Below are 22,792 nucleotides of genomic sequence, written 5' to 3'. Positions count from 1 at the left end.
AGAAATATACATGTTTGTAACAGGTAGTTTATCTTTACACAATGAGAGGGGATTATAACTATGAAGAGACAGACAGTTAGACTTAAAAGTATTCCAACAGTAGCATCAATTCTAATGCTAAGCCTATTTTTGTTCGGATGCGGAAATAATGTAACGAATAATCCAGCAACGAATACGGATGGTAAGAAAGAAACATCAACCTCGGAAACGGCTACTCCTGAAAAACAAGAAGTACTAGATCCTGTTACATTAACCTTCTATGTTGGGGGAGGGACGTTGACGGACACTGAATTCGATTTATTTTTTGTTCAACCAACGAAAGCAAAATTTCCACATATAACTTTAGAAAAAATAGTGCCCGCTGAAGGTGTAACACCTGCTGAGGTTTTACTCTCTAACGATCCGCCAGATATCATCTATCAAACTAGTGGTTCATACTATGCTTTCCAAGAGCTAGAAGCTTTAGCTGACTTAACGCCATTAGCTGAAAAATATAGTTTCGATACGAAGCGCATTAAGCCTTACCTTCTTGAATCCGTATATAATTTTTCTAAAGATGGTGAACTATTTACACTACCGTTCTCTTCAAATGTAGCAGCTTTGTTCTATAACAAAGATATATTTGATAAATTCCATGTTCCCTATCCTTCTGATGAGCAAGTCACTTGGGATGAACTATTAGCGACTGCACAACAATTAACACGTAATGAAGATGGTGTGCAATATGTCGGAATTGATCTCAACAACGGTCCCGCTACTTTACAAGGTAGCTATGGTGTATCTACATTAGATCCTATATCAGGTGAGCCAATCTTACAAACAGAGCAATGGAGAAAAATCTTCGAGACTGTCGAGAAAAGTGTAAAAATTCCTGGATATGTGCAAGGAGATAAGTATCAATATGACCGAAACTCATTCGTTATCGATCAGAATTTAGCGATGCGACCAACATTATTGGCTAACTTAATTGGTACATTGGAAGAATTACGCGCTGAAGGTAAACCACTCAACTGGGGCATCGCTCCTATCCCTAACTTTGATGATAATCTAGGCCAAGGTAAAGTAGCGAATGTGCACTCTGTCTCTATCTCAAGTGTGAGCAAGCATCAAGATGAAGCCTTTCAAGTGTTAGCTAATATTTTATCCGATGAAGTTCAGCGTACAGTCTCTCGCAATGGCCGAGTACCTGCAATTGACAATGCTGAGTTAGATAAAGAATTTGGAGCAGATATCGAAGTTCTAAAAGGAATCAAAATTGAAAATATATTCAAAACAGATACACCAGTATTAGCTCAACATAGATGGGAAAATGATGTATCTGTGCATGTGACCCAAGCTTTTGCTGATATTGCATTACATGGAATCGACGTTAATACTGCGATTCGTACCGCTGAAGATAATATCCGTAAAGATCTTGAAACGTTAAAAGTCACTAAGCCGGAATAGCGCTAAGTTAAATTTCATTCCATACATTATTCCTCATTCCTTATTAAGGAGCTTATTTAATGAAATAGCCAGCTATCGATTTCCCCAATCGATAGCTGGCTATATTTTTATCACATGTAAATCTTCTTCAAACAAGCGTCGTCACTATTTCCCATGTGTCTTTAAATACTTTACTATGTTGACCAAAATTTACCAATATTTTATACTGAAACTAATTCATTTAAAGGTAATTCGTCAATTTTCATGTGTAGAAATAGACTTAACTCTATAAGAAAAGGAGTGTATACCATGTTCAAGCGCTATAAAAAGAACGTCAATTATTTTATTGGTCTAAGTTTATTGATCATCCTATGTGATTTTTTCATTGTGAAGTCTTCTCTTCTACAAGACAATAATCAACTACTATCAATGGCTCTTGTATTAGATTTTGTTGTTGTCATACCGCTATTACTTTACTTCCTTATTTATCGGAAGCTTTCTAAAAAGTTTATCTCTGTTCTCCCCTATTGCCTTGTTGGCTATATTGCGCTAATGCTACTATTGCCTCAAAGCAGTCAAACGGAAATTGAAGTTGTGAAGTACATTATCATTCCTTTGGAGCTCGCGTTCATTAGTTATGAGATTTACAAGTTCTCTCAAATCATTATCACTTATAGACGTAACCGTTCAACCGATTCTCACCCTATTGAAACTCTTGCCAAAAGTATTGAAGAGAATTTCAAAAACTCGAAACTCGCAGCTCTACTTATCCATGAAATATCTGTATGCTATTATATATTTCTTGCTTGGAGAAAAAAAACTTATACGCAAGCTGAAGCCACATCATTCAGCTGCCATACAAATTCAAGTTGGTTTGTAATCGTATTGTTCTTATGTAAGCTTTTAATCATTGAAGGGGCTTTAATTCATATCGTTCTTATGCAATGGTCACATATCGCTGCTTGGATTATTTCATTAGGGAATGTCTATCTTATTCTGTGGTTCATTGCTGATTATCGAGAGATGACTCTCAATCCTATTCTAATTTTTAAGCATAAAATAAGAATTCAATATGGTCTACAAATGCTGGCCTATATTGATATCGATAATATTGAATCTGTCTCTATGATGAACTATGAAAAAATCCCTAATAATGAGCTAAAAACAGCCTTCATACCTCTTGCTATTGAGCCCAACATACTCATTACTTTGAACAATACTATTAAGATTAGTCGGATGTTTGGTAGACGACAATTGGTAGATCGTATTTATCTATTCATAGATAAACCCCGTGAGTTTCAAATCCAGTGTAATTCTTCTATCGAGAGTAACAATCGTGATCGTAACATTGAGAGCTAGTAAGAGAGCTAACTGCAGAATAATTAAAAAGACAGCGAATTAATCGCTGTCTTTTTTGTGCCACCATTCCTCTACTGGATATGATGCTGCGTTTATTTGAACGGTTTCGCCAATACGAGGTGTTGCTATAGTAACATTCCGCTCTTTTGCCGCTTTGACTGCCCGTTCAACAGGATCGTTCCAGGCATGAAGTGATAATGTAAATGCTCCCCAATGGATCGGAATCATCACATCGCCTCGAACGTCGAAATGCGCTTGAACCGTCTCCTCTGGAAACATATGAATTGAAGCCCAATGCTCATTATACTGACCACATTCCATTAATGTCAGATCAAACGGACCATACTTCTCTCCGATTTCCTTGAAATGGGGACCATAACCACTGTCGCCACTAAAAAAGATTTTAGCTGATTGACCCTGAATAACCCATGAGCACCATAATGTCGCATTGCGATCCGTTAGGCTTCTGCCAGAGAAATGTCTCGCAGGAGTACATGCTAGGTTAATTCCCTCATAAGTGAGTTCATCCCACCAATCATGCTCCGTAATTATCGTTCTGTCTATTCCCCATTTAATCAGATGGGGTGCTACACCTAGCGGAACAATAAATCTCTTCACCTTGCTCTTCAATTTAATGATCGAGCCGTAATCTAGATGATCATAGTGATCATGAGAGATAATTACTGCGTCTATTGTAGGCAATTGCTCTATTTCAAAAGGTAATGATTTACTATAGCGCTTACCACCTATTAATGGAACAGGTGATGGCGCATTTCCAAACATCGGATCAAGCAAAATAGTTTTTCCATCCAATTGCAGCAGAGATGCAGAATGACCGAACCACGTTAGTAGAGGCAGTTCTCCAGCAACAAAATGCTGTTCATTAAGTCTTACAAACTCAAGCGGTTTGCTCGGTCTTGAATTTGGATTTCCTTTAATATAATCAGACATCAGACTCATTCTATCTTTATTTGAGGTTGCTACAGCCATCGAAGTCGGAATCGCATTTACAAATTTTTTACCAGCATAGTTCCTTGACTTACTCAGCTCACTTCTACGCGCTTTCGATTGACTCGATCCTAGCGGAGGATAATAACTTAATAATAAATAAATACACAGTAAAACTCCTAAAATAATAATAAAACCAATAAGCAACTGCGTTCCCTCCAAGCTCTACTCTCTATTGTCTATTTAATATAGCACTTATTGTTTCACTACACTAATTCTAGGAGCGATAAATTCAACTCCCGCATCAATCAAGTAATCGATAAGAATTTCAAAATAATTCGGTAATATTTTATTTGTACTCTCATGGTCATGAATTAAAATGATATGATTCGAATTTTTCTCCAATAAAGGCGCACCATTCTCTGGATTTGGATCATGTATTCGTTGCAGAATACTTTCATACGTAAAGTCAGAAGAATGATTCAACTGATATTCCATAAAATCGAATGTCCAAAATGAATCTATATCTGTATTGAGCCCATTATCTATATACCATTTGATATCAATCTGACTATCATCTACTCTATTATAGCCATGCTCATGTAAGTATTGCTGAATTAATGCTTTATTTTTCCCGCCTTTTGCTCCGTAAGGAAAGCGAAATAATTTATATGTCCGCTCGATACCTGCCGCTTGATATAAACGTTCAAGTAACGCATCTTGCTTTTCAATTTCATGGATACACTCTTCGTATGAAATATTATTAAAATTGGGATGACTATAACTATGATTACCGATTATTGCACCTTGCTTCAAGGCGTACAACCCTTCTTCAAAGTGATTTTCTAATTGATGCCCATAGAAAAACATAATCGGCATAATATTTTTAGATTTGAGATAGTCAATCATTGATCGCGTAAGTGTTGTTGGTCCATCGTCGATAGTTAAGATGGCTTTAGTCATCATGTAGTCTCCTTTAGCATTTAATAAAATTCATAACGTAATTATTGAATCAGCTAGTAGCGAATATCAATCGAACGATTAATTAGTCAACAACTCTATACAAAGCCACCATTGACACGAATCGTCTGACCTGAAATCCATCTTGACTCCTCGCTCGCCAAAAACAACACAGAATCCACAACATCATCCGTTTCTCCAAGTCGGTTAAATGAATTCATCTTAACAATCGCTTGAATTTGTTCTGCCGATTTACCATCATTGAATAATTCAGTATTAATTGGACCAGGTGCTATGGAATTAATGGTGATACCTTTGGAACCAAACTCTTTTGCAAGCTGCCTAGTAAATTGCTCAACTGCCCCTTTAGTTCCAGCATAAGCACTATAACCTGGAAACATAGTACCTACAACAGATGTAGAGAAATTTATGATACGGCCACCAGTGTTCATATACTTATTTGCTTGTTGGCAACAGAAAAAAGTTCCTTTAGCATTAACTGCAAAAAGTCGATCATAATCATCTTCTGTTATATCCAAAATAGGTTTAGTAATCATAATCCCTGCATTGTTAATTAGTATATCAATTTTCTTATAGATTTTGATTGTTTTTTCAAACAAATGTGTAATTTCATTTACTTGACTAATATCTGCTCTAATGTCAAAGGCATTTCCTCCATTACGCTTAATTCCTTCAACTACTTCACCAGCTAATGCCTCATTATGTGTGTAGTTAACGACAACTTTAGCTCCTAACTCCGCAAACCGTTCAGCAATTTTTCTACCTATTCCTCTTGTTGCTCCAGTAACAATCACAACTTTATCTTCGAATGAATATGTCATTTGCTTCCTCACTCCTTCTAATCATAGAGTAATACTCTGATTCATTTCACACAAGAAGGCACTTTTATCTCCGTTGGTTACTTTTAAGTTAGAAATAGATCAATCCGTATTATGTTATTATATAAAAAATGAAGCTTGGATAATAATATAGTCGTTATCGTTAAAGTTATATTGCATAGGAGGCCAACAGATGAATTTAGATTATTTGATTAATCAACCGGGATACAACGAGGATGATATTGATTGTGTTCTACACGTATGGACAACACTAGAGGTGATTGGAGGTAAATGGAAAATGCTTATTCTCTGGCATGTTCATCAATCCACCAAACGTTATAATGAGCTACGCAAGCTAATTCCTGACATATCACAAAAGATGCTCTCTCAGCATCTCAAAGAAATGGAGCAGGATGGTTTAGTATTACGAACTGTATTCCCTAATAGACCTCCTCACGTAGAATATTCTATTACGGAATATGGTAAATCACTCGAACCTATTTTTGATGTACTTTATGATTGGGGTGTTAATCATAAAGCACGATCTGCATCAACTCAAATTATGCCTTAGCAAGGGATAATTAAAATGGTCTACACGCACCAATAAATTTTGTGAAGTGACTTCATTAATTTGAATTTATCATTATGAATTAACAGATCTAACTTTATATTGTCACTCCGTCTTCTCTTTATACATTTATAGTAATTTTCTAATTGTAAAGATTCTCACATGTCATCTTCTCGCTTAATCATGCTATTTATAGTAATATAGTGACTTAGCTATACTAAATGATTATGGGGTGTATGAATGTCCATTATGTTCACTAAAGCAATTGTTACTCGTCTACAACGTGAAATTGCTGACATAGAAACTAAAACTATTAACGAAAAAATGAAACAAGAAAAAGCTGAATCTAAAATTAATCAATTACAAAAAGATATGAAATTAAGCAAAACGCATAGTGAACTCAATAATAAAATGGCACGAATCAATAAGTTGAACGAAGAAATCAAAACAGCTAAACGTTCCCAAACTGATCTATCAAAGCAGTTATCTGCAAAGAAAGCCTCACTGAAACAACATGTTGACAAAGAGCCAAAGCAAGTGCAATAAAATAGACATCTTACAATTCTAATTAAGTAAACAAGTCTAAATGACGGTAAATACCGTTTCACTTAGACTTGTTTTTGTTTTACATATTAAGCTGGAATAGAGATATCGCTTAACTTATTAAGATAACAATTATCTGTTATAGCTTTTCTTGAACGGAACGCAATTTTTGTGCAGATGAGCTTGCTTTGTCACGACGATCATCTATTTTGATCGAAGTAGACACACGTTGAGCATCCGTTTGAAATGGCGCTTCATGAATTGCTCTAATCGCAATAAATATATCGTCCAATGAACCTTCAATAATTGTACTCATCGAAGTTAATGTATATTGGATGTTACTCTGTTGCTCTAGTACACGTTGCAAATCAGCCACATATGAACTCAAGCTCGTACTTGCTGTTCCGATTGGAATAACGGTTACTTCTGCAATCGCCACAGTATCTACCTCCTATTTCACTGCATCATATTAGTTCTAACATTACTTTAACATGTGCTAATGAGGATTGAAACATTAGTAATCTTAATTACAAATTACTACAGCACTTGTGCAAATGTTGAATAAACGCTTCGAACACTTTGCTTCTTACTGTCTCTTTGCGCTGAATACAGTAGAAGTCCCGTACCATGTTAAATTCCGCTTCATTGATCGTGAATAAGCTACCTTCTTCAAGCTCCCGCTGCACCGTCCATTTGGATAAGTACGATATTCCGATACCTGCCATTACTGTCCCTTTAATTAATTGAGTACTACCATACTCATACATTACTTTGGGCTTTAATTGAAACTTGGTAAGAAAAGTATTCATCGCTTCTCTAGTTCCTGACCCACGCTCTCTCACAATCCATGATTGTTCATCGATATTAATGTCAGGACGGTGTGCAACGACAACCATTTCGTCTTGAGCTATCTTTTGTAATAATAGCTGCGGGTGCTCAACATAACCTTCTACGATACCAATATCAATTTGTTGCTGCGCGACATTGTTAGCAATTTCAAAAGTATTATGTATATCTATTTTTGGAGTAACATCTGTATATTCTTTTAGAAAACTTGCCAAAATATTCGGTAGTACATACTCTCCGAACGAATAACTCGCCCCTATCCGAAGCGCCCCTTTTACTTCATGCAAGTAGTCATGGATCGCTTGCTCCATCTCAACATGCATTCCTGCTAATTGACGAACATATCGCTCAACAATTTTACCTGTCCCAGTTACATGTAGCTTTTTGGTCGAACGATCAAATAGCGAGACACCAATCTCAGTTTCAAGTTGCTTAATATATTGACTAACTGCAGGTTGAGTCATATATAAACGTTCTGCAGCTTTAGAGAAACTGCCCGTTTCAATAATAGTTAAAAATACTTGATGCTTCGTATCCAACAGATCGCCCCTAACTATAAGTATTTACTTATAGTTATTATACATTATATTAATTTTTAATTATACATATTCTATTGTACAGTATTTGTAGAGAGCGAGGCGAACATCATGACTACACGAAAACTATACGGAATACTACTACCAACAAGCTTAGCAATGGTTGCATATGCTTTCTCATTTCTTCCTGTATTATCTTTAGTTGGTCCCCTTCCTATTGCCATTCTACTTGCAGTGTTGTTTCGGAATTTTATATATAATGCTGCCAAGTGGCAAGATGGCATTGACTTCAGTTCAAAGATCATATTACGAATTGCAATCGTACTCTACGGAGTTCGTTTGAATATTATATTGCTATTTCAAGAAGGTTTATCCCTTATAGGAGCAGCGGCTATCGTTATTGCATGTACATTTACAATTGTACTGTTATTAGCGAAGTGGTTGAAAGTAGAGCAATCCATCGCACTATTACTTGCTACAGGAACAGCAATATGCGGAGCTGCCGCGATCGGGGCAGTATCCCCCATTATCAAGTCCAATAAAAATGATATTGCACTATCTGCAGCATTAATTGCAATTGTGGGAACATTATTTGCTCTTGGTGCACCTCTAGCTGAACAATGGATTCATTTATCTCCAGAGCAATATGGTACTTGGGTAGGCTACAGCACACATGAGATTGCTCATGCTGCTTTAGCAGGCGATTACTTCGGTAATGAGTCATTAACTAACGCATTTATGGCCAAGCTAAGTCGTGTGTTTCTACTATTCCCTGTAACGATCATTTTCACATGGTGGATGAATCGAAAAAATGAAGGAGTTACAGCCAAAGCAAGCTTCCCTTACTTCATAATTGGATTCATTATCATATCATTGATCAGTACTGCAGGATTCTATGTTGGATTCATGAATGAAGGAATTCAGACAAATATTTCTTCTTTCGCAACATTTCTGCTTGCCGTATCGATGGCTGCGTTAGGTTTGTCCATAGATTTACGAAGCATCAAGAAAACTGCAGCAAAACCGCTATTGTTGCTCGTCATTGCATCGATTTGTGTATATGGAATAACGTTATTGTTAGTGTAGTTGGTTCAATTTAGAATCTTTAATTCTTCCCATCATGAGGGTGTTATAAAATTTATTATCAGCAAGTATTTTATCTTTTTTCAATATGCCTTCTACTTCAAAGCCAAGACTCGTATACATTTTTATCGCTTTATCGTTCGTTTCTAAAACGTTCAACGTCATTTTCAATATTTCATTGGAATCAGCCCAACGAATTGATTGTTTCAATAAATTCCCGCCTATTCCATTTCCCCAATATTGTTGAAGTACACAGACACCAAATTCTACTTTATGAGAGAATCGTTTAAGATATATACCTTCACATCTCGAGAAAGCAACGATTCTCTCAAGCACGGTGGCTACAAGAAATAAGTTTCTAGATTTTTCACTGTCAGCTTTAATCATTTCTTCAAATCCTGATATATCTATATATGCTTCGCCTTGTTCTCTATCTAAATTTTCAGTTTCTCCATCTATTTGTAATCTTAAGTCCGACAAAGCTTTGGCATCTTCTTTGCTAGCAGATCGTATAGTATAGGCTAAGCCATTAACATTAAATTGTTGAGCTTCAATGATCATATTATTCTCCATCCTAATCTTGTTTTCGAATTAACAATGTTATTAAAGCACATATCCTCATTATCTCATATCACTTGCGTCTAATCACACAAAAAGCGTGAAAAACCATTACATTCACATAATGGTCTTTCACGCTTTTCTACTTCTTATCTTATTAACTAACAATCTGCTCCCAGTCTTTGGAACGCTCTAACCGCCACATATGATAGTAGTGCCCTTTGGCATGAAGCAGTTGCTCATGGGTACCTTGTTCAACGATCCGTCCTTGCTTTAATACAACAATCTCATCCATTTCGGTAATATCAGCAAGACGATGAGTTATCCATAATACAGCATGTGTTGCCATCAGCTCTCGCATATTGTAATGGAATGCCTTCTGAGTTAGTCGATCTAGACCAGTAGCAGGCTCATCAAGCAGGATAGCATTAATTTGACGGATAATCGCTCTTGCTAATGCTAGACGCTGTCTTTGTCCACCTGACAGTTTCGCACCATACTCGCCTATCATCGTGTTATATCCACTCGGCAGACTCATAATGAATGAATCAATCTCCGCAATTTGCGCCGCTGCTCTAATCTGCTCTAGAGTGGCAGATTGATTACCAAGCCGTAGATTCTCCGCTACTGTCGCATTAAATAGCTGAACTTGCTGAGAAACAACCGCATAATGCGCGCGAACTTGTTCCTCATCCCAGTGAATACAGTTCACATCATTAATACTCATTTCACCACTCGCAATAGGGCTTAATTTCAGTATTGCTTGAAGTAACGTACTCTTACCCGCTCCGCTTTCTCCTACTACAGCAATTTTCTTTCCTTTTTCTAGTGTCAGATTGATATCTTTCAGAGCAAATTGATTGCTATGTTCATAGCTGAACTGCACATTACACAGCACGCATTGCCAGTCATTATTTTGCTCAATAGTAGAGTTGTTAACCCACGTATTATCTACTTCAACTAATTCTACTTGTTCACTAACAGCGATTCCTTGTGCATTTTCACTAGCTTCAAATGACTGCACAATGGTAGTTTCTTGATTTTTCTTCACAGAAGATGGTTGCTCTGGCTCTTCTGCTAATGCGTATAACCGATTAGCAGCTGTAGCTATTCCAGAACTCATCTGAAATGCTTGAGGCAGGGGAGCCGCAGCTTCAAAGCTTGCTAATGTAATGAGTAGAATTGCTGGAAGCATATAGGGTGCAATACTTCCGTTAACGATAAGTGGGATACTAATAATGAGCATCAGCCACATTGATAGTTGTGTAATCGCAGTCATCAATCCATTACTTAATGAAGTATTACGGTGCTCTTGTAATTGCAATTGATTAAGCTGATCTTGAACCTTCGCAATTTGTTGCTGTGAAGATGTAAATGTACCAAACTGCTGAATCGTACCCATTCCACGTAATAAATCTAGTGCCTGCTCATATAGACCAACTCGAGCAATAACAAGTTTCACACCACGTTGCTTACTATTTCTATATCCGATATACGGAATGACAACTCCTGCGATAATAAGCATAACGAATGAAACAATTGCGAGCTGAATATGCAAGGTACTTAGGAAACCTACAGTGAGTACGACAGTTAATGCATATACTACAGGTGGCGAGAACAATCTCAAATAGAAATTTTGAAGTTGTTCGATATCGCTTATGACACTTCCTAGTACATCTCCACCACGTTTGCGTTGAAACAGAGTGATGCCTTTCGGTTCGAGTCGCTCATACAACCAAATTCTTAGGCGGTGTAACACCTTAAATGTGACATTATGTGAGGCTAGTCGTTCGAGATAACGAAATACACTTCGAGAAATACCAAAGAAACGAACGCCAACGATCGGAACATAGATCATCAGTATATTTTCTGGCTGCAATGCTGCTTTCGCAATGAGGTAACCTGAAGTCCCCATTAAACCAATATTAGCGGCAATTGTTGCAAATGATAACAACACTGCACATAAAGCTAACCATTTATATTGCGATAAAAATGTCATTAAGTTATGCGTTGCTTTCCATAGACTACCGAAGCTAAATGATTCTTCATTGTTCTGTGTTTGTATCGTCTGCTCAGTCATCGTCCACTCTACCGACTCATGAGTGGCATTTCGGTTAGCAAAGACTGCGATATGATCTTCTGCAGATGCGCCTTCATGTACTTCTTTACTCTGACTAGTCCACGCATCTGCAGCTTGAATATAATCCTCCTCATATGTTTGCTCTTTGCTTGCAGTAATCATCTGTGTGAATATTCCACCACTCACTAATAAATGGTTTGGAGTTCCGCTTTCAGCAATTTCGCCATCCTTTAATACAAGAACGTAATCAGAAGAAGTAATACTTTCAAGCTGATGAGCAACGATAACTGAACTTCTACCTTGAGTCCATTGCTGAAGGTTATTATGGACTAACTCCTCATGATAAACATCAAGTCCATTCGTCGCTTCATCAAGTAATATTAGCTTAGCATCCTGTCTCGTTAATGCTCTTGCAATAGCAATTCGTTGAATTTGCCCGCCAGATAATTGAATAGCATCCCCTAGCTCAGTATTCAACCCTTGTGGCAACTGACTAACAAATCGATCGGCTCCTGCTTGCCGAAGGATATTCCACACTTGTTCATCCGACTCATGTTCTAACCCTAATAATATGTTCTCTCTAATGGAACAATGAAATAAATGAACCTTCTGCGAAACAGTCGAAAGTTGCTTCCGCCACTGAGCTATGGATAGCTCAGCGAGATCCACCCCATCAATTAGAATTTTGCCACTAGTCGGCTTAATAAATCCTTGAAGCAAATCAAGAATAGTACTCTTTCCTGCGCCAGTTGCTCCAACTATAGCAAGCTGTTGTCCTGGTTCTATCGTAAAGGACACATCATGTAAAGCTGGTGTTTCATATCCCGCATAGTGTACCGTCACATGTTGAAATTGGATGCGATATCCTTCCGCTCGAATTGGAGTTGGTGTCAAAGCTTCTTCCTTCTCTATATACCCAGCAGGATCTGCATCCAAAATTTTGAAAATACGAGTAGCTGCAGAAGCTCCATTCATGCCAGAATGGAACTGAGTACCTAACGCACGAATCGGCGCATAGAACTCTGGCGTTAATAGTAGAATTAGAAACGCATCATAAAATTCCATTTGCCCCTTCACTAGTCGCAAACCGAGAAATACAGCAATAACTGCTGTACTAATCGTTGCAAATAATTCCATAACAAATGCAGACAAAAAGGCCAGTCTCAGCGTAGCCATCGTAGATCGGCGATGTTCTTCACTAATTTTACCAATTATTTGTAGCTGTGCCTTGGAACGATTGAATATTTTCAGCGTCTCCATACCACGTAATATTTCTTGAAAATGTCCACCTAATCTACCTAGTAACTTATATTGTCGATCTGTTCGAGACTTTGTGTACTTACCGATTAAGATCATAAACAAAATAAGCAAAGGTAATGTGATTGCATAGACAAGTGCAGATAAGCCGTCTTGACCAACTACTAGCACAAAAATCGCAAACGGCACAAACATTGATAGTACAATTTGCGGTACATACTTAGCTAAGTAATTTTCAAGTTGCTCAACTCCTTCATACAATGTGGATACTAGTTCACCGCTACGTTCTTCTTTACTATACTCGGCTCCTAAGTCTCCTAGCTTCTTAACTAGACGAAGTCTAAGCTCACTCTTAATCCCTTGCGCAAGCTTAGAAGCCGTATAGTCACTCACCATATGAAGTAGTGCACGAATGATAATAACACCTAGCAGGAGAGCTAGCATTAGCTTCACTTCAGCTAGCCCCAATCTTTCTAGAAATACATCATCGACAATATTTGCTACATAATAAGCCTCAGCAATTAAGATAAGACCACCCAAACAACCGAAAATAACACTGATTACGAATAATTTCCGGCTATTGTGTACCTGCTGAAACAGCCTTTTCATCATATGAATCATCCTCAAACTTTTCATTAGCTTCCTAGTACTACTCCTTGATATGAAAAGTACTTCAGAAGCATAAGCTTAACTTTTCATTAAGTTAGTAATCTAAATGATCTTTCACAGTGACACGTTTACGGAAAATCCAGTAGTTCCAAGTCTGATAAGCAATAACGATCGGCACCATCGTTAAGGCAACAACTGTCATTACTTTCAGCGTGTACGTATTAGATGATGTGTTATAGATCGTTAATGACCACTCCGGATTAAGAGATGAGATCATTACATTTGGATATAGACACATAAATACAGTAACCGTAGAAAGAATGATAGTAGCTCCGGTCATAATAAACGCCCAACCATTCCATCCAGCCTTCAGGAAGAAGTGAACAGATAATAATGCGAACCCTGCTAAGATTGGTACTGAACCTGGATTAATACCTTGACCTGTGAACATATCTGTCTCGAAATAACTTAGAACAACGAATAGCAATAGAACAGCACTCGTCCATTTACCAATTTTCAGTGCAAATTGCTCTGCTCTCTGCTTGATTACATCTGTCGTTTTGAGACTAAGGAATAAAGCACCATGTAATAAGAACAGTAATACAATCGCAACTCCTGCCAATACAGAATATACAGAGATGAGATCCCAGAAAGATCCGATATAGTTCTGATTCTCATCAATTGCGATACCACGCATTAGATTGGCTAACGCTACACCCCATAATAATGGCGGTAATAAGCTACCAAAGAATAATATCCAATCCCATGTATTACGCCATTTGGGACTTTCTAATTTACTACGGAATTCAAAGGCAACCCCTCTACCAATTAAGGCAATTAACATTAGGAAGAGTGCCATATAGAATCCACTAAACAACGATGCATACCAGTTAGGAAATGCAGCAAACATTGCACCACCAGCAGTAATTAACCAAACTTCATTACCATCCCAGAACGGTCCAATCGTATTGATAATAACTCGACGCTCTATATCGTTTTTCCCTAGAAATCTAGCCAACATCCCAACACCAAAGTCGAAACCTTCAAGAAAGAAGAAACCAACAAATAGCGTTGCTATTAAGCCAAACCATAACGGTTCTAGCATGTCTATAACCTCCTAAAACTTTTCGTTTACTTTCAAAACTTTTCGAATAAACTATTAATTATCTTTGCTCAGAAAAGTAACATCGAAAGCGAAACTCTACCACTTCTTGTAGAACGATAAGTAGCTTCGAAAGCATCGTACTTAAACTTTTTATTGATTTAGATCGCTGGGATATGATCTCCCTTATCAGTAGATTCGCTATGCACCTCATGATGATCATCTGTCTCAATGCCCTTTTTCGTAAAATGAACAACTAGATAGATAAATGCAGCTGCAAGAATGCCATACACTATCGTAAACCCAATCATGCTAGTTGCAACCATACCAGGAGAAACAAGCGGCGATACTCCATCTTCCGTTCTTTGTAAACCAAAGACAATCCAAGGCTGTCGTCCAACCTCTGTCATAATCCATCCAGCAGAGTTAGCTATAAACGGTAACGAGATTGCTGGAATCATAAATTTCAAGAAAGTTGGAACCTTTTCAAGTTTATGTCGTAACATAAACCATGTCCCAATAATACCTAATAAGATCATTAGCATTCCTGCACCGACCATAATGCGGAAGCTCCAATACGTTGTTTTAACTGGCGGAATATAATTCCCTTCACCATATAGCTCCACATATTGTTCTTGCAGTTCAAGCATCCCTGTCACGCTACCATAAATACTGTTGAACGACAGTATACTTAGTGCATAAGGAATTTCAATATTAAAGCTATTCTGTTGCTTATCTGTATCAATAGCAGCAATAACAGACCAAGGCGCACTTTCTTCGCTCGTATGCCATAACGCTTCTGATGCTGCCATTTTCATTGGTTGAGTAGTCATAAGATGTTGCGCTTGAGAATGTCCTGCTGTTGCTGTAAGAATACTAGCGATCAATGCAACAACAATCCCAAGTGAGAACGACGTCTTGAACATTTCAACTTGCTGTTTGCGAATGATTTTGTACGCTGAAATACCTGCCATGAAAAATGCTCCAGTAGCAAACGCACCATAGATAACATGCGGGAACTCTACCCAAAGCTGAGGATTACCTAACAGCGCGAAGAAATCCGTCATCTCTGCTCGCCCATTTACAATTTCATATCCGACTGGCTCTTGCATAAATGAGTTCGCGCTCAATATCCAAAGTGCCGATAATGTAGCAGCAATCGCTACTAACCAAATACAGGCTAAGTGAATCTTTTTCGGAAGTCTGTCCCAACCGAATATCCATATACCAAGGAATGTCGATTCTAAGAAGAATGATACTAGCGCTTCAACTGCAAGCGGTCCACCAAATACCGCCCCTACGAAGCGAGAATAGTCTGCCCAGTTCATTCCGAACTGGAACTCTTGCATAATTCCTGTAACAACACCCACTGCAAAATTCAGTAAAAACATTTTTCCCCAAAACTTAGTAAGATACTTGTACTTATCATCATTTTTGACGACATACATGGTCTGCATAAATGCCATCATATAGGCAAGACCAACAGACAGTGGAACAAACAAGAAGTGATATACAGTTGTAATTCCGAACTGCCATCTTGACAAATCTAACGTATCCACATTTATCTCCCCTTTCTTCGTTTCCCAGTATACCGCTGATTTTTGCGTAATTATGTGATTTTTTTCACACTATTTTGTATATTTTCAAATAGAATTACTACAATTTCACAAAAGCGTCATATTCCACAATTTACATTAATAAGGAATATAATGTTAGAATATTTTTATTCTTTAAGTTAGCTGAACAACCCAAAAAAATGATGGCTCAAAAGTAGAATATTACTACTTTTAAACCATCACCTTCACTACATTCTATCATTTTGCCTTATTGAGTCCTACATGAGGCTCTAATATAGACTTCAGCTAACATAATACTTTCATTAGCCTTTGTTTTCTTCTACTATTTGAGATATTAATTGCTGATAGGCTAGATCATCCATATATCTAGTAATTGAACTAAGTGCCTGAGCTAGATCATTCGGAATCATTCGATTCGCTCGATAATAGCCTGCTAATTCATGATGCGTTAAATATTCAATAAGGACTGTCCCTAGCGCCTCTCCCGCTTCATGACGCAATAATTCAATGTGCCTAACACCCATGAGCTGTAACTTACTCATAGCAAATGAGTTCAGGTGCCAAGGAGCTACATCAATGAACTTTCCTTTTGTCGGATCAAAAAATCTAATACCTTTCGTCTCACCTTTATATCTCAATAAACCTACTATCATCGTTTGAGCATGTATCTTTTGTAGTAAGGCTAGCTCCATCCCATTCTGCATCTGCTTTTCCCAGGGATTAGTCAGCTGTTTTTTTATATTAGGATTAGTAGATGCGTTCATCTTGTTGCCGTCTCTATTATTCGTATGCTTATCGCTGCCCGAATCTCTATATCTGTAGCTCATTCTACTTGACCACCTTTTGACTCATTTTCAATGTTGTATAAGCATATCATCTTATCTTATGCAATATTTCAAATAATGACAAGTCATTCAATATATTACTACATAGAAAATAAGCTTCAATATAAGGTATCGAGGCTATTTATAAGGTTATCTTTCATTTAATAGTTATTAATTGAGATTTATTCACCTAGAATTCTTACCTTCAAGTTGTTATTCTCTCGTGTAATATTATAGGAACCTAATATTAGTAAATTCGTATGATTTATGTAAAGGAGGGATTAGTTATGAAACGCGATAAGCAACGTGACATTCGTGATTCATTTTGGTTAGAAATAACTCTTGAATTACTCGTATACATCCCAAGATTGATGATTACTTTTTTCAGATGGCTGTTCTGATGTTTCCAATTATCTTATTAAAATATAAAATTCAAATATTATAAAATATCGCCTCTTGCATACGGAAACGCTGATAATTCTAGTTTACTTTAAAGCAGGAAGTACTATCAATTTTGTCGAAATTAGATAATTATGGTGCATATTAGGTAATTATTTTGCACCATAATTAAGATTCTGGAGGTATATAGAAAAAGTGAAGAGAAAAAAACATCTTGTTAAGACTACAGCCGTAATAATGTCATTGTCTTTAATTTTAGGAGGGCAATCAATTTTAGCAGCAACAGTACATAATTCACCTGTACAGGTAGCATCAATTACAAATTCAACTATTAAGGTAGGCGATTATTTCTACGAGAAATCTACAGTTGAAGCTCTAGATAGACTCAACTCTATCCGAGAATCGGTGGGTCTACAGAAAGTAAGCTTGGACCCATATCTAACTAAAGCAGCAGAAAATCATGCAAATTACCTTGTCCTCAACAATACTAGAGGTCATAGTGAAGACAGTGCGAATAAAGGGTTTACTGGTTCAAGTGTAGGAGATAGGTTGATCAGTGCGGGAGCGATAGAAGCTTTAACTGGTAATGCTAGATACTCTTACAACGAGGGATATACTTATGGTTTTACATCTTCAACAAATTCAATTAACTGGTTAATATCCGCACCTTATCATAGAGATCCGTTATTAGATCCTAATCTATTATATATAGGTGCATTTCTTAATAATGATATTTTCGTAGCGGAATATTACTTAGAAGGGCAAAATATCGATACCGTAGTTTATCCTTACAACGGTCAAACGAACGTACCTGTTTCGTTTTATGGACCATCCGAGAGCCCAAATCCTTTATCTGAATTAGACATTGATACCTCAGGTTTCATACTAACCTATCGAGCTTTAAGTGAATCTAATAACATAGACGCAACATTAAAAGATAGCAAAGGAAATAACGTTGACTTAGTTATTAATAAAGATTCTCATACGGCATTAGATAGCACTTACAACTTAAAGTTCTGGTTAATTATACCGATGAAGCCACTGTCTCCAGGAGAACAATATACAGCTACTATAGAGGATCAAACATGGTCTTTCACAACGGCAGGTATTCCAACAACACCTACTATTCCCAATGACATTGAATCGGCACCTAGAAAATTCAGTAGCACAGATATTGGCATTCGCCTTGATGGTAGATACATTGATGTTAACCCAAAGGCAAAAGTAATTAAAGGAACGACATTCATCCCACTACGTGGAGTATTAGAAAATATGGGAGCGGATTTAAAGTGGGAAACAGCTCCAGCTTCTATTACTAACTCTAGTGGTGCTAGCGCAAAGCCAGATTATTCGGGAACAGTTACTATTAAGAAAGACAATACCAACATTGTATTATATGTAGGTACAACACTTGCAACAATTGACGGTAAGGCATTTACGCTTTCGGTTGCTCCCTACCTTGAAAATGGTTCCACATTTGTACCTCTCCGTTTTGTTAGCGAGGCTTTAGGTGCTAAAGTCAGATGGGAAGCCGACAATTGGACTGCAATTATTGAGTCATCTAATTCTAATTAGCAAACTTATCTCCGCCTAATCAACTTCGCCCTTATAGTCATACACTGTATGACTATAAACATCATGCTTCCGCTGCGACTTATTATCTCTAATGATATGATGTCATGCGAAAGTATAAGGAGGCGAATAACGATGCCAAATTATCGAATTATTATTGATCTTTCTGATCGAATGCTGTACTTGTTAGACCAAAATACAGTAGTTAATGGATTTCCAGTAGGAATAGGAAAAATGTTAACTCAGACTCCAGAAGGAACTTACACAATTATCAATAAGCAACCAAATCCAGGAGGGCCATTTGGTGCTTTTTGGATGGGGTTATCTAGACCACATTATGGCATCCATGGAACAAACGACCCTTCATCAATTGGACACGAGGTTTCTCATGGTTGCATTAGAATGTTCAATTCAGATGTCATCCAATTAGCACAAATTGTGCCTATTGGTACAAATGTTACGATTAGACAGTAAGAATGTAAAAGCACGCTCAAATTATTGTGAGCGTGCTTTTTCTATGTTGTCTAAGTTACTTTGAAGGGGTATATGCTACAAGTTTAATATAGACATCTTCAGTTCTCTGAACTGCAATTGCCTCTGTTGTATCGATTCCTTTAATAGACCACAATTTAGTTCCTTTATTAAAAGAATTAGAAGAATTATCCGACTGTTCGTAGTTTTCACTAGTTAATCGAGTAACAATTTCTCCAATCTCACTACCAATTTCTAACACTTCATCCGAAGTTACTCTATATATTTGATTGTTCCATCTCACTAGTGGAAACGGAAAATCTGCAAACCTTTTCACTTCTATTACACCGCTAGTTTGTTCTGGTGTTAGATTGGGTTCTGAGTCAATTGACCGGATTTGTTTTCCAAATAAAGTCGGGGTCGACATTAATTCTGCTGTAAATGTCGAATCATTTATAGAATTATTACCGCTCGAACAAGCACAAAGCAATATGATAGATAATATCACTAATAATTGTTTCATATACATTCACCTCGTCTATATAAACGTTAATAGACTTGAATTTGTTTTAAATATTTCCAAAAAAAAGAAGATCCCTTGATACTGCTACAAGGGAAACTTCATATTCATAATACTTAAAATAATATCCATCATTATTTTCTGCTTCTGTTGAGTGAAATTATAAATTAGATAATATTTTCTTTTCATTTATCAATTGTTGATCGGCTATATTATGATATCCGCCATCTTCAAGTAAGAAAATACTATCATCCTCATTAATAGGTCTAAATGTACCATCACTTGATTGACGTAAAAATAGTAGTACCTCTTGTTTTTCCTTCAAATGAGTAGACGAATCGGAATAGACTTCAACTTTTCCATCGGTCCCGCCCATTTGAGACATAGCAATATTTTCTCCAACCATCTTAGTACCTTTAATAACATCTGAAACTTGAATGTTAACGAGCGTATTGTAATTACTATAATTACCTTTAGCTGCTTTATTACCTATTTTTTCAGCTACTCTGCCTCTAATGACCAGATCTGCTGCTTTCATTAGAGCAGCTTCATCCTCATAATAAACAGCCCATGAAGGCTCTAAATGAATTGATATATCCTCAGATGATAGCCCGAGATCCACTCGATTGGCCGCTAACTTTGATAAAGGATATAAGTTATTCACCACTGTCTTATCTGAAGCAGATGGATTTAGCGCTCTTTCAATAGTACCATTACTATTAAATGTGTACGGATGCATAATAGAAGAAGTCTCAACAACAGATGTATGTTCTAAACCTAATGAATGACCTATTTCATGACCAGTAACCCCTGCAATAATACTACTCGTATATTTGCTTTGAGAAGTATAATAAGTATTAAGATTCAAAATCGCTTTACTGATTATTCCATTATTTACTGTAAAAGTGCAAAGTCCATCCCAATCAACATCAGATTTGTTGACATCTTGAGAATAGTAAGTTGAATTCAAACCTGAAGCAACCGATATATTATAATTTGTGCTGTTTTTCCATTTCGCTGCTCCATTACTCCAATGAGTTTGTGAAGCAGTAGTTACAGCATACATAGTCTGTGTTCTATTTGACCATTTTCCAAATGTATTAACTGTTGCTGACACTGACGAACTGCTAACTAATAGCGTAAGTCCTAGTAACACGGAAAAGGAACCAGACAATAACTTCTTCTTTTTGCTTTTGATGTTACTCATTACATCACCCTTCGAATTATAATTTAACTACTCAAACTATAATTCTCCACACTTATCCAATAACCTTTTACTTTTTCGAATATTTTACTTTTCACTATACAAATTACACTCTGCTGTTGTGCCAGCATATCGTTGATTTGTAAATTTCAAACTTGATTGTTACGATTTTCAATGTGTTTCTTCTATTTAAAAAAGAAATATTTAAATCAAGATTTAATTCAATTATGTAATTATAGCTTTCTTGAATAACTTATTTGAGTAAATTCCCCTCTACCAATTAGCAGAGGGGGATTGTTCGCCCTATTTACTTGCTCGTAGCGCAATTGCCACTGATCGCCAACCTTCAAGTGTCATTTGTGGATTGCTCATTTTTTTCTTGATAAACTCAGATCCGAACTCACTAACGAACCACTTCGGCGGATCTATCTGAGCTACTTGCTTCTCAAATAATCGAATGGTGTTTGCTTGTGCTGATACTAGCTGCTTTAATGAGTCTATTTCCTTACGTTCTGCCTCAGTCATATCTACGTCATCTCCCTTCACTACATTCAATCTTAATTTATCCATGCTAATAACTGGACAAGCTTTCCATGAATAACCTGGGTATTGACTATGACCTAATACGTTTGTTGCATTCGGCAATTGGTACTGTAGCCATCTAACAAGTTCTAGTACCGACTTGTATTGAGATTCCGTAGGAATTTGCGTCCTAAAATCTCCGACCATACAAATACCTAAGGCATGCTTGTTACTGTTACCTACGTGATAGCCAATAGTTGTATGATCTAGGCATTGATTGATGGTGCCATTCTTATCAATCACGTATGTGTATGCGATACCTGGCCACCCATTTGTATTAACGTGATAAGTAGCAAATGCTTGAGCTGATCCACTTAGCGTCAAGGAATGATGAATAGCCAGTGAGCGAATATCACTGGCTTTACGAATGTTGTATTTCTTTGTTTTGTGGACAGGTAGTTTACCTCTTAGATCAACGATTTGCATCGGTATCACGTGAATCTGTTAGCGTTGTATTTCCACCGCGATCGGCTGCACGTTGGATCTTCTTATCCATTTCACTACCTACCCATTTAAGTAATGTTTCCAATGCTGCAAGAGGAAGCCAATCGCCCCAGCCTGCTCTAATCGCATTTGCAACCATGGAGTTAATCACATGATATAGCAGTCCCGCTACTAATACACCGAATAATATGCCAGGTAAGTTAAATAGTAAATCTAGCAAATGACCACCTGCAGGTAGCAGAAGCATAAAAAAAGTACGGAATACTCCATCTATCCCGTACTTACTTAAATAACTATTGTCTTTCTTAGCAGCTCTCGAACCAGTGATCCAATCCATGCCGACAAAAAATGCTAATGCAATCACTGCAATCATCACTGCCTCACCTGCTCCATACATAAATTCAAATACTGGAATGGCTATCGCACCAACAGCTCCCCAAAACGCTGTTTCTTTGTTCATCACTTTCCCTCATTCCTAATTTTCGG

The 22,792-nt window shown here is 37.1% G+C and carries 21 protein-coding genes; 7 read left to right on the top strand and 14 right to left on the bottom strand.

All coding sequences use genetic code 11. The annotated features are described in order from the left end of the window. Positions 1-60: 60 nt before the first annotated feature. Both NV377_RS16800 and NV377_RS16795 read left to right on the top strand, forming a co-directional pair. On the top strand, positions 61-1,446 hold the full coding sequence (locus NV377_RS16800; protein ID WP_258201954.1) for an ABC transporter substrate-binding protein: 1,386 nt from the start codon (positions 61-63) through the stop codon (positions 1,444-1,446). Positions 1,447-1,734: 288 nt separating this feature from the next. Further along, positions 1,735-2,784, top strand: coding sequence for a hypothetical protein (locus tag NV377_RS16795; RefSeq protein ID WP_258201953.1), 1,050 nt, complete (start codon positions 1,735-1,737; stop codon positions 2,782-2,784). A gap of 39 nt (positions 2,785-2,823) precedes the next feature. Here NV377_RS16795 and NV377_RS16790 read toward each other — a convergent pair whose 3' ends face one another. The 3 genes from NV377_RS16790 to NV377_RS16780 all read right to left on the bottom strand — a co-directional run bounded on the left by NV377_RS16790 (position 2,824) and on the right by NV377_RS16780 (position 5,534). After that, complete coding sequence (locus NV377_RS16790; protein WP_258202284.1) at positions 2,824-3,774, bottom strand: MBL fold metallo-hydrolase; 951 nt, start codon at positions 3,772-3,774, stop codon at positions 2,824-2,826. A gap of 213 nt (positions 3,775-3,987) precedes the next feature. Further along, on the bottom strand, positions 3,988-4,698 hold the full coding sequence (locus NV377_RS16785; protein WP_258201952.1) for a polysaccharide deacetylase family protein: 711 nt from the start codon (positions 4,696-4,698) through the stop codon (positions 3,988-3,990). A 92-nt stretch (positions 4,699-4,790) separates the two neighbouring features. Continuing rightward, positions 4,791-5,534, bottom strand: a complete 744-nt coding sequence (locus tag NV377_RS16780) for an SDR family oxidoreductase (protein ID WP_258201951.1) — start codon at positions 5,532-5,534, stop codon at positions 4,791-4,793. Between the two features lie 190 nt (positions 5,535-5,724). Between NV377_RS16780 and NV377_RS16775 the strand changes: the two genes are divergently transcribed. Together NV377_RS16775 and NV377_RS16770 are read left to right on the top strand one after the other, a co-directional pair. Beyond that, positions 5,725-6,102 (top strand): winged helix-turn-helix transcriptional regulator, encoded by a 378-nt coding sequence (locus NV377_RS16775; protein WP_258201950.1) that lies wholly within the window; start codon positions 5,725-5,727, stop codon positions 6,100-6,102. 237 nt (positions 6,103-6,339) lie between these two features. After that, positions 6,340-6,645, top strand: coding sequence for a hypothetical protein (locus NV377_RS16770; RefSeq protein WP_258201949.1), 306 nt, complete (start codon positions 6,340-6,342; stop codon positions 6,643-6,645). 136 nt (positions 6,646-6,781) lie between these two features. Here the strand turns inward: NV377_RS16770 and NV377_RS16765 are convergent, their stop codons facing one another. Together NV377_RS16765 and NV377_RS16760 are read right to left on the bottom strand one after the other, a co-directional pair. Next, complete coding sequence (locus NV377_RS16765; RefSeq protein ID WP_258201948.1) at positions 6,782-7,081, bottom strand: MTH1187 family thiamine-binding protein; 300 nt, start codon at positions 7,079-7,081, stop codon at positions 6,782-6,784. Between the two features lie 88 nt (positions 7,082-7,169). Then, entirely contained in the window at positions 7,170-8,027 is an 858-nt protein-coding gene (locus NV377_RS16760; RefSeq protein WP_258201947.1) for a LysR family transcriptional regulator, read from the bottom strand. Between the two features lie 108 nt (positions 8,028-8,135). Here NV377_RS16760 and NV377_RS16755 point away from each other — a divergent pair, with 108 nt between their 5' ends. Continuing rightward, positions 8,136-9,110, top strand: a complete 975-nt coding sequence (locus NV377_RS16755; RefSeq protein ID WP_258201946.1) for a YeiH family protein — start codon at positions 8,136-8,138, stop codon at positions 9,108-9,110. On the opposite strand, the gene NV377_RS16750 is transcribed toward NV377_RS16755, so the two are convergent. From NV377_RS16750 to NV377_RS16730, 5 genes are all read right to left on the bottom strand, one after another. Further along, positions 9,102-9,668: a GNAT family N-acetyltransferase gene (locus NV377_RS16750; RefSeq protein ID WP_258201945.1), complete on the bottom strand. Its 567-nt coding sequence runs from the start codon at positions 9,666-9,668 to the stop codon at positions 9,102-9,104. The genes NV377_RS16755 and NV377_RS16750 overlap by 9 nt on opposite strands. 154 nt (positions 9,669-9,822) lie before the next feature. Beyond that, positions 9,823-13,614 carry a thiol reductant ABC exporter subunit CydD gene (cydD, locus tag NV377_RS16745; RefSeq protein WP_258201944.1) on the bottom strand — a complete coding sequence of 1,264 codons (3,792 nt, stop codon included), beginning with the start codon at positions 13,612-13,614 and terminating at the stop codon, positions 9,823-9,825. A 91-nt stretch (positions 13,615-13,705) separates the two neighbouring features. After that, positions 13,706-14,716 carry a cytochrome d ubiquinol oxidase subunit II gene (gene cydB, locus NV377_RS16740; RefSeq protein ID WP_258201943.1) on the bottom strand — a complete coding sequence of 337 codons (1,011 nt, stop codon included), beginning with the start codon at positions 14,714-14,716 and terminating at the stop codon, positions 13,706-13,708. A 158-nt stretch (positions 14,717-14,874) separates the two neighbouring features. Beyond that, positions 14,875-16,272 carry a cytochrome ubiquinol oxidase subunit I gene (locus NV377_RS16735; protein ID WP_258201942.1) on the bottom strand — a complete coding sequence of 466 codons (1,398 nt, stop codon included), beginning with the start codon at positions 16,270-16,272 and terminating at the stop codon, positions 14,875-14,877. Positions 16,273-16,592: 320 nt separating this feature from the next. Then, the gene (locus tag NV377_RS16730; protein ID WP_258201941.1) at positions 16,593-17,117 is read right to left on the bottom strand and encodes a hypothetical protein; all 525 of its coding nucleotides are present in this window, start codon (positions 17,115-17,117) and stop codon (positions 16,593-16,595) included. A gap of 591 nt (positions 17,118-17,708) precedes the next feature. On the opposite strand from NV377_RS16730, the gene NV377_RS16725 reads away from it, so the two are divergent. Together NV377_RS16725 and NV377_RS16720 are read left to right on the top strand one after the other, a co-directional pair. Further along, positions 17,709-19,088: a stalk domain-containing protein gene (locus NV377_RS16725; RefSeq protein WP_258201940.1), complete on the top strand. Its 1,380-nt coding sequence runs from the start codon at positions 17,709-17,711 to the stop codon at positions 19,086-19,088. A 132-nt stretch (positions 19,089-19,220) separates the two neighbouring features. Beyond that, on the top strand, positions 19,221-19,559 hold the full coding sequence (locus NV377_RS16720; RefSeq protein ID WP_258201939.1) for a L,D-transpeptidase: 339 nt from the start codon (positions 19,221-19,223) through the stop codon (positions 19,557-19,559). A 55-nt stretch (positions 19,560-19,614) separates the two neighbouring features. Here the strand turns inward: NV377_RS16720 and NV377_RS16715 are convergent, their stop codons facing one another. From NV377_RS16715 to NV377_RS16700, 4 genes are all read right to left on the bottom strand, one after another. Next, positions 19,615-20,079: a hypothetical protein gene (locus NV377_RS16715; RefSeq protein WP_258201938.1), complete on the bottom strand. Its 465-nt coding sequence runs from the start codon at positions 20,077-20,079 to the stop codon at positions 19,615-19,617. A 157-nt stretch (positions 20,080-20,236) separates the two neighbouring features. Further along, on the bottom strand, positions 20,237-21,283 hold the full coding sequence (locus tag NV377_RS16710) for a matrixin family metalloprotease (RefSeq protein ID WP_258201937.1): 1,047 nt from the start codon (positions 21,281-21,283) through the stop codon (positions 20,237-20,239). 300 nt (positions 21,284-21,583) lie between these two features. After that, a complete protein-coding gene (locus NV377_RS16705) occupies positions 21,584-22,288 on the bottom strand; it encodes a peptidoglycan recognition protein family protein (RefSeq protein ID WP_258201936.1) in 705 nt (234 codons plus the stop codon). Next, positions 22,275-22,766 carry a phage holin family protein gene (locus NV377_RS16700; protein WP_258201935.1) on the bottom strand — a complete coding sequence of 164 codons (492 nt, stop codon included), beginning with the start codon at positions 22,764-22,766 and terminating at the stop codon, positions 22,275-22,277. The genes NV377_RS16705 and NV377_RS16700 overlap by 14 nt, the downstream gene beginning before the upstream one ends. Positions 22,767-22,792 lie beyond the last annotated feature (26 nt).

The sequence above is a fragment of the Paenibacillus endoradicis genome, assembly GCF_024721975.1.
Note: the sequence above shows the minus strand (reverse complement) of the source record. Positions and strands in the feature narration are given on the sequence as shown.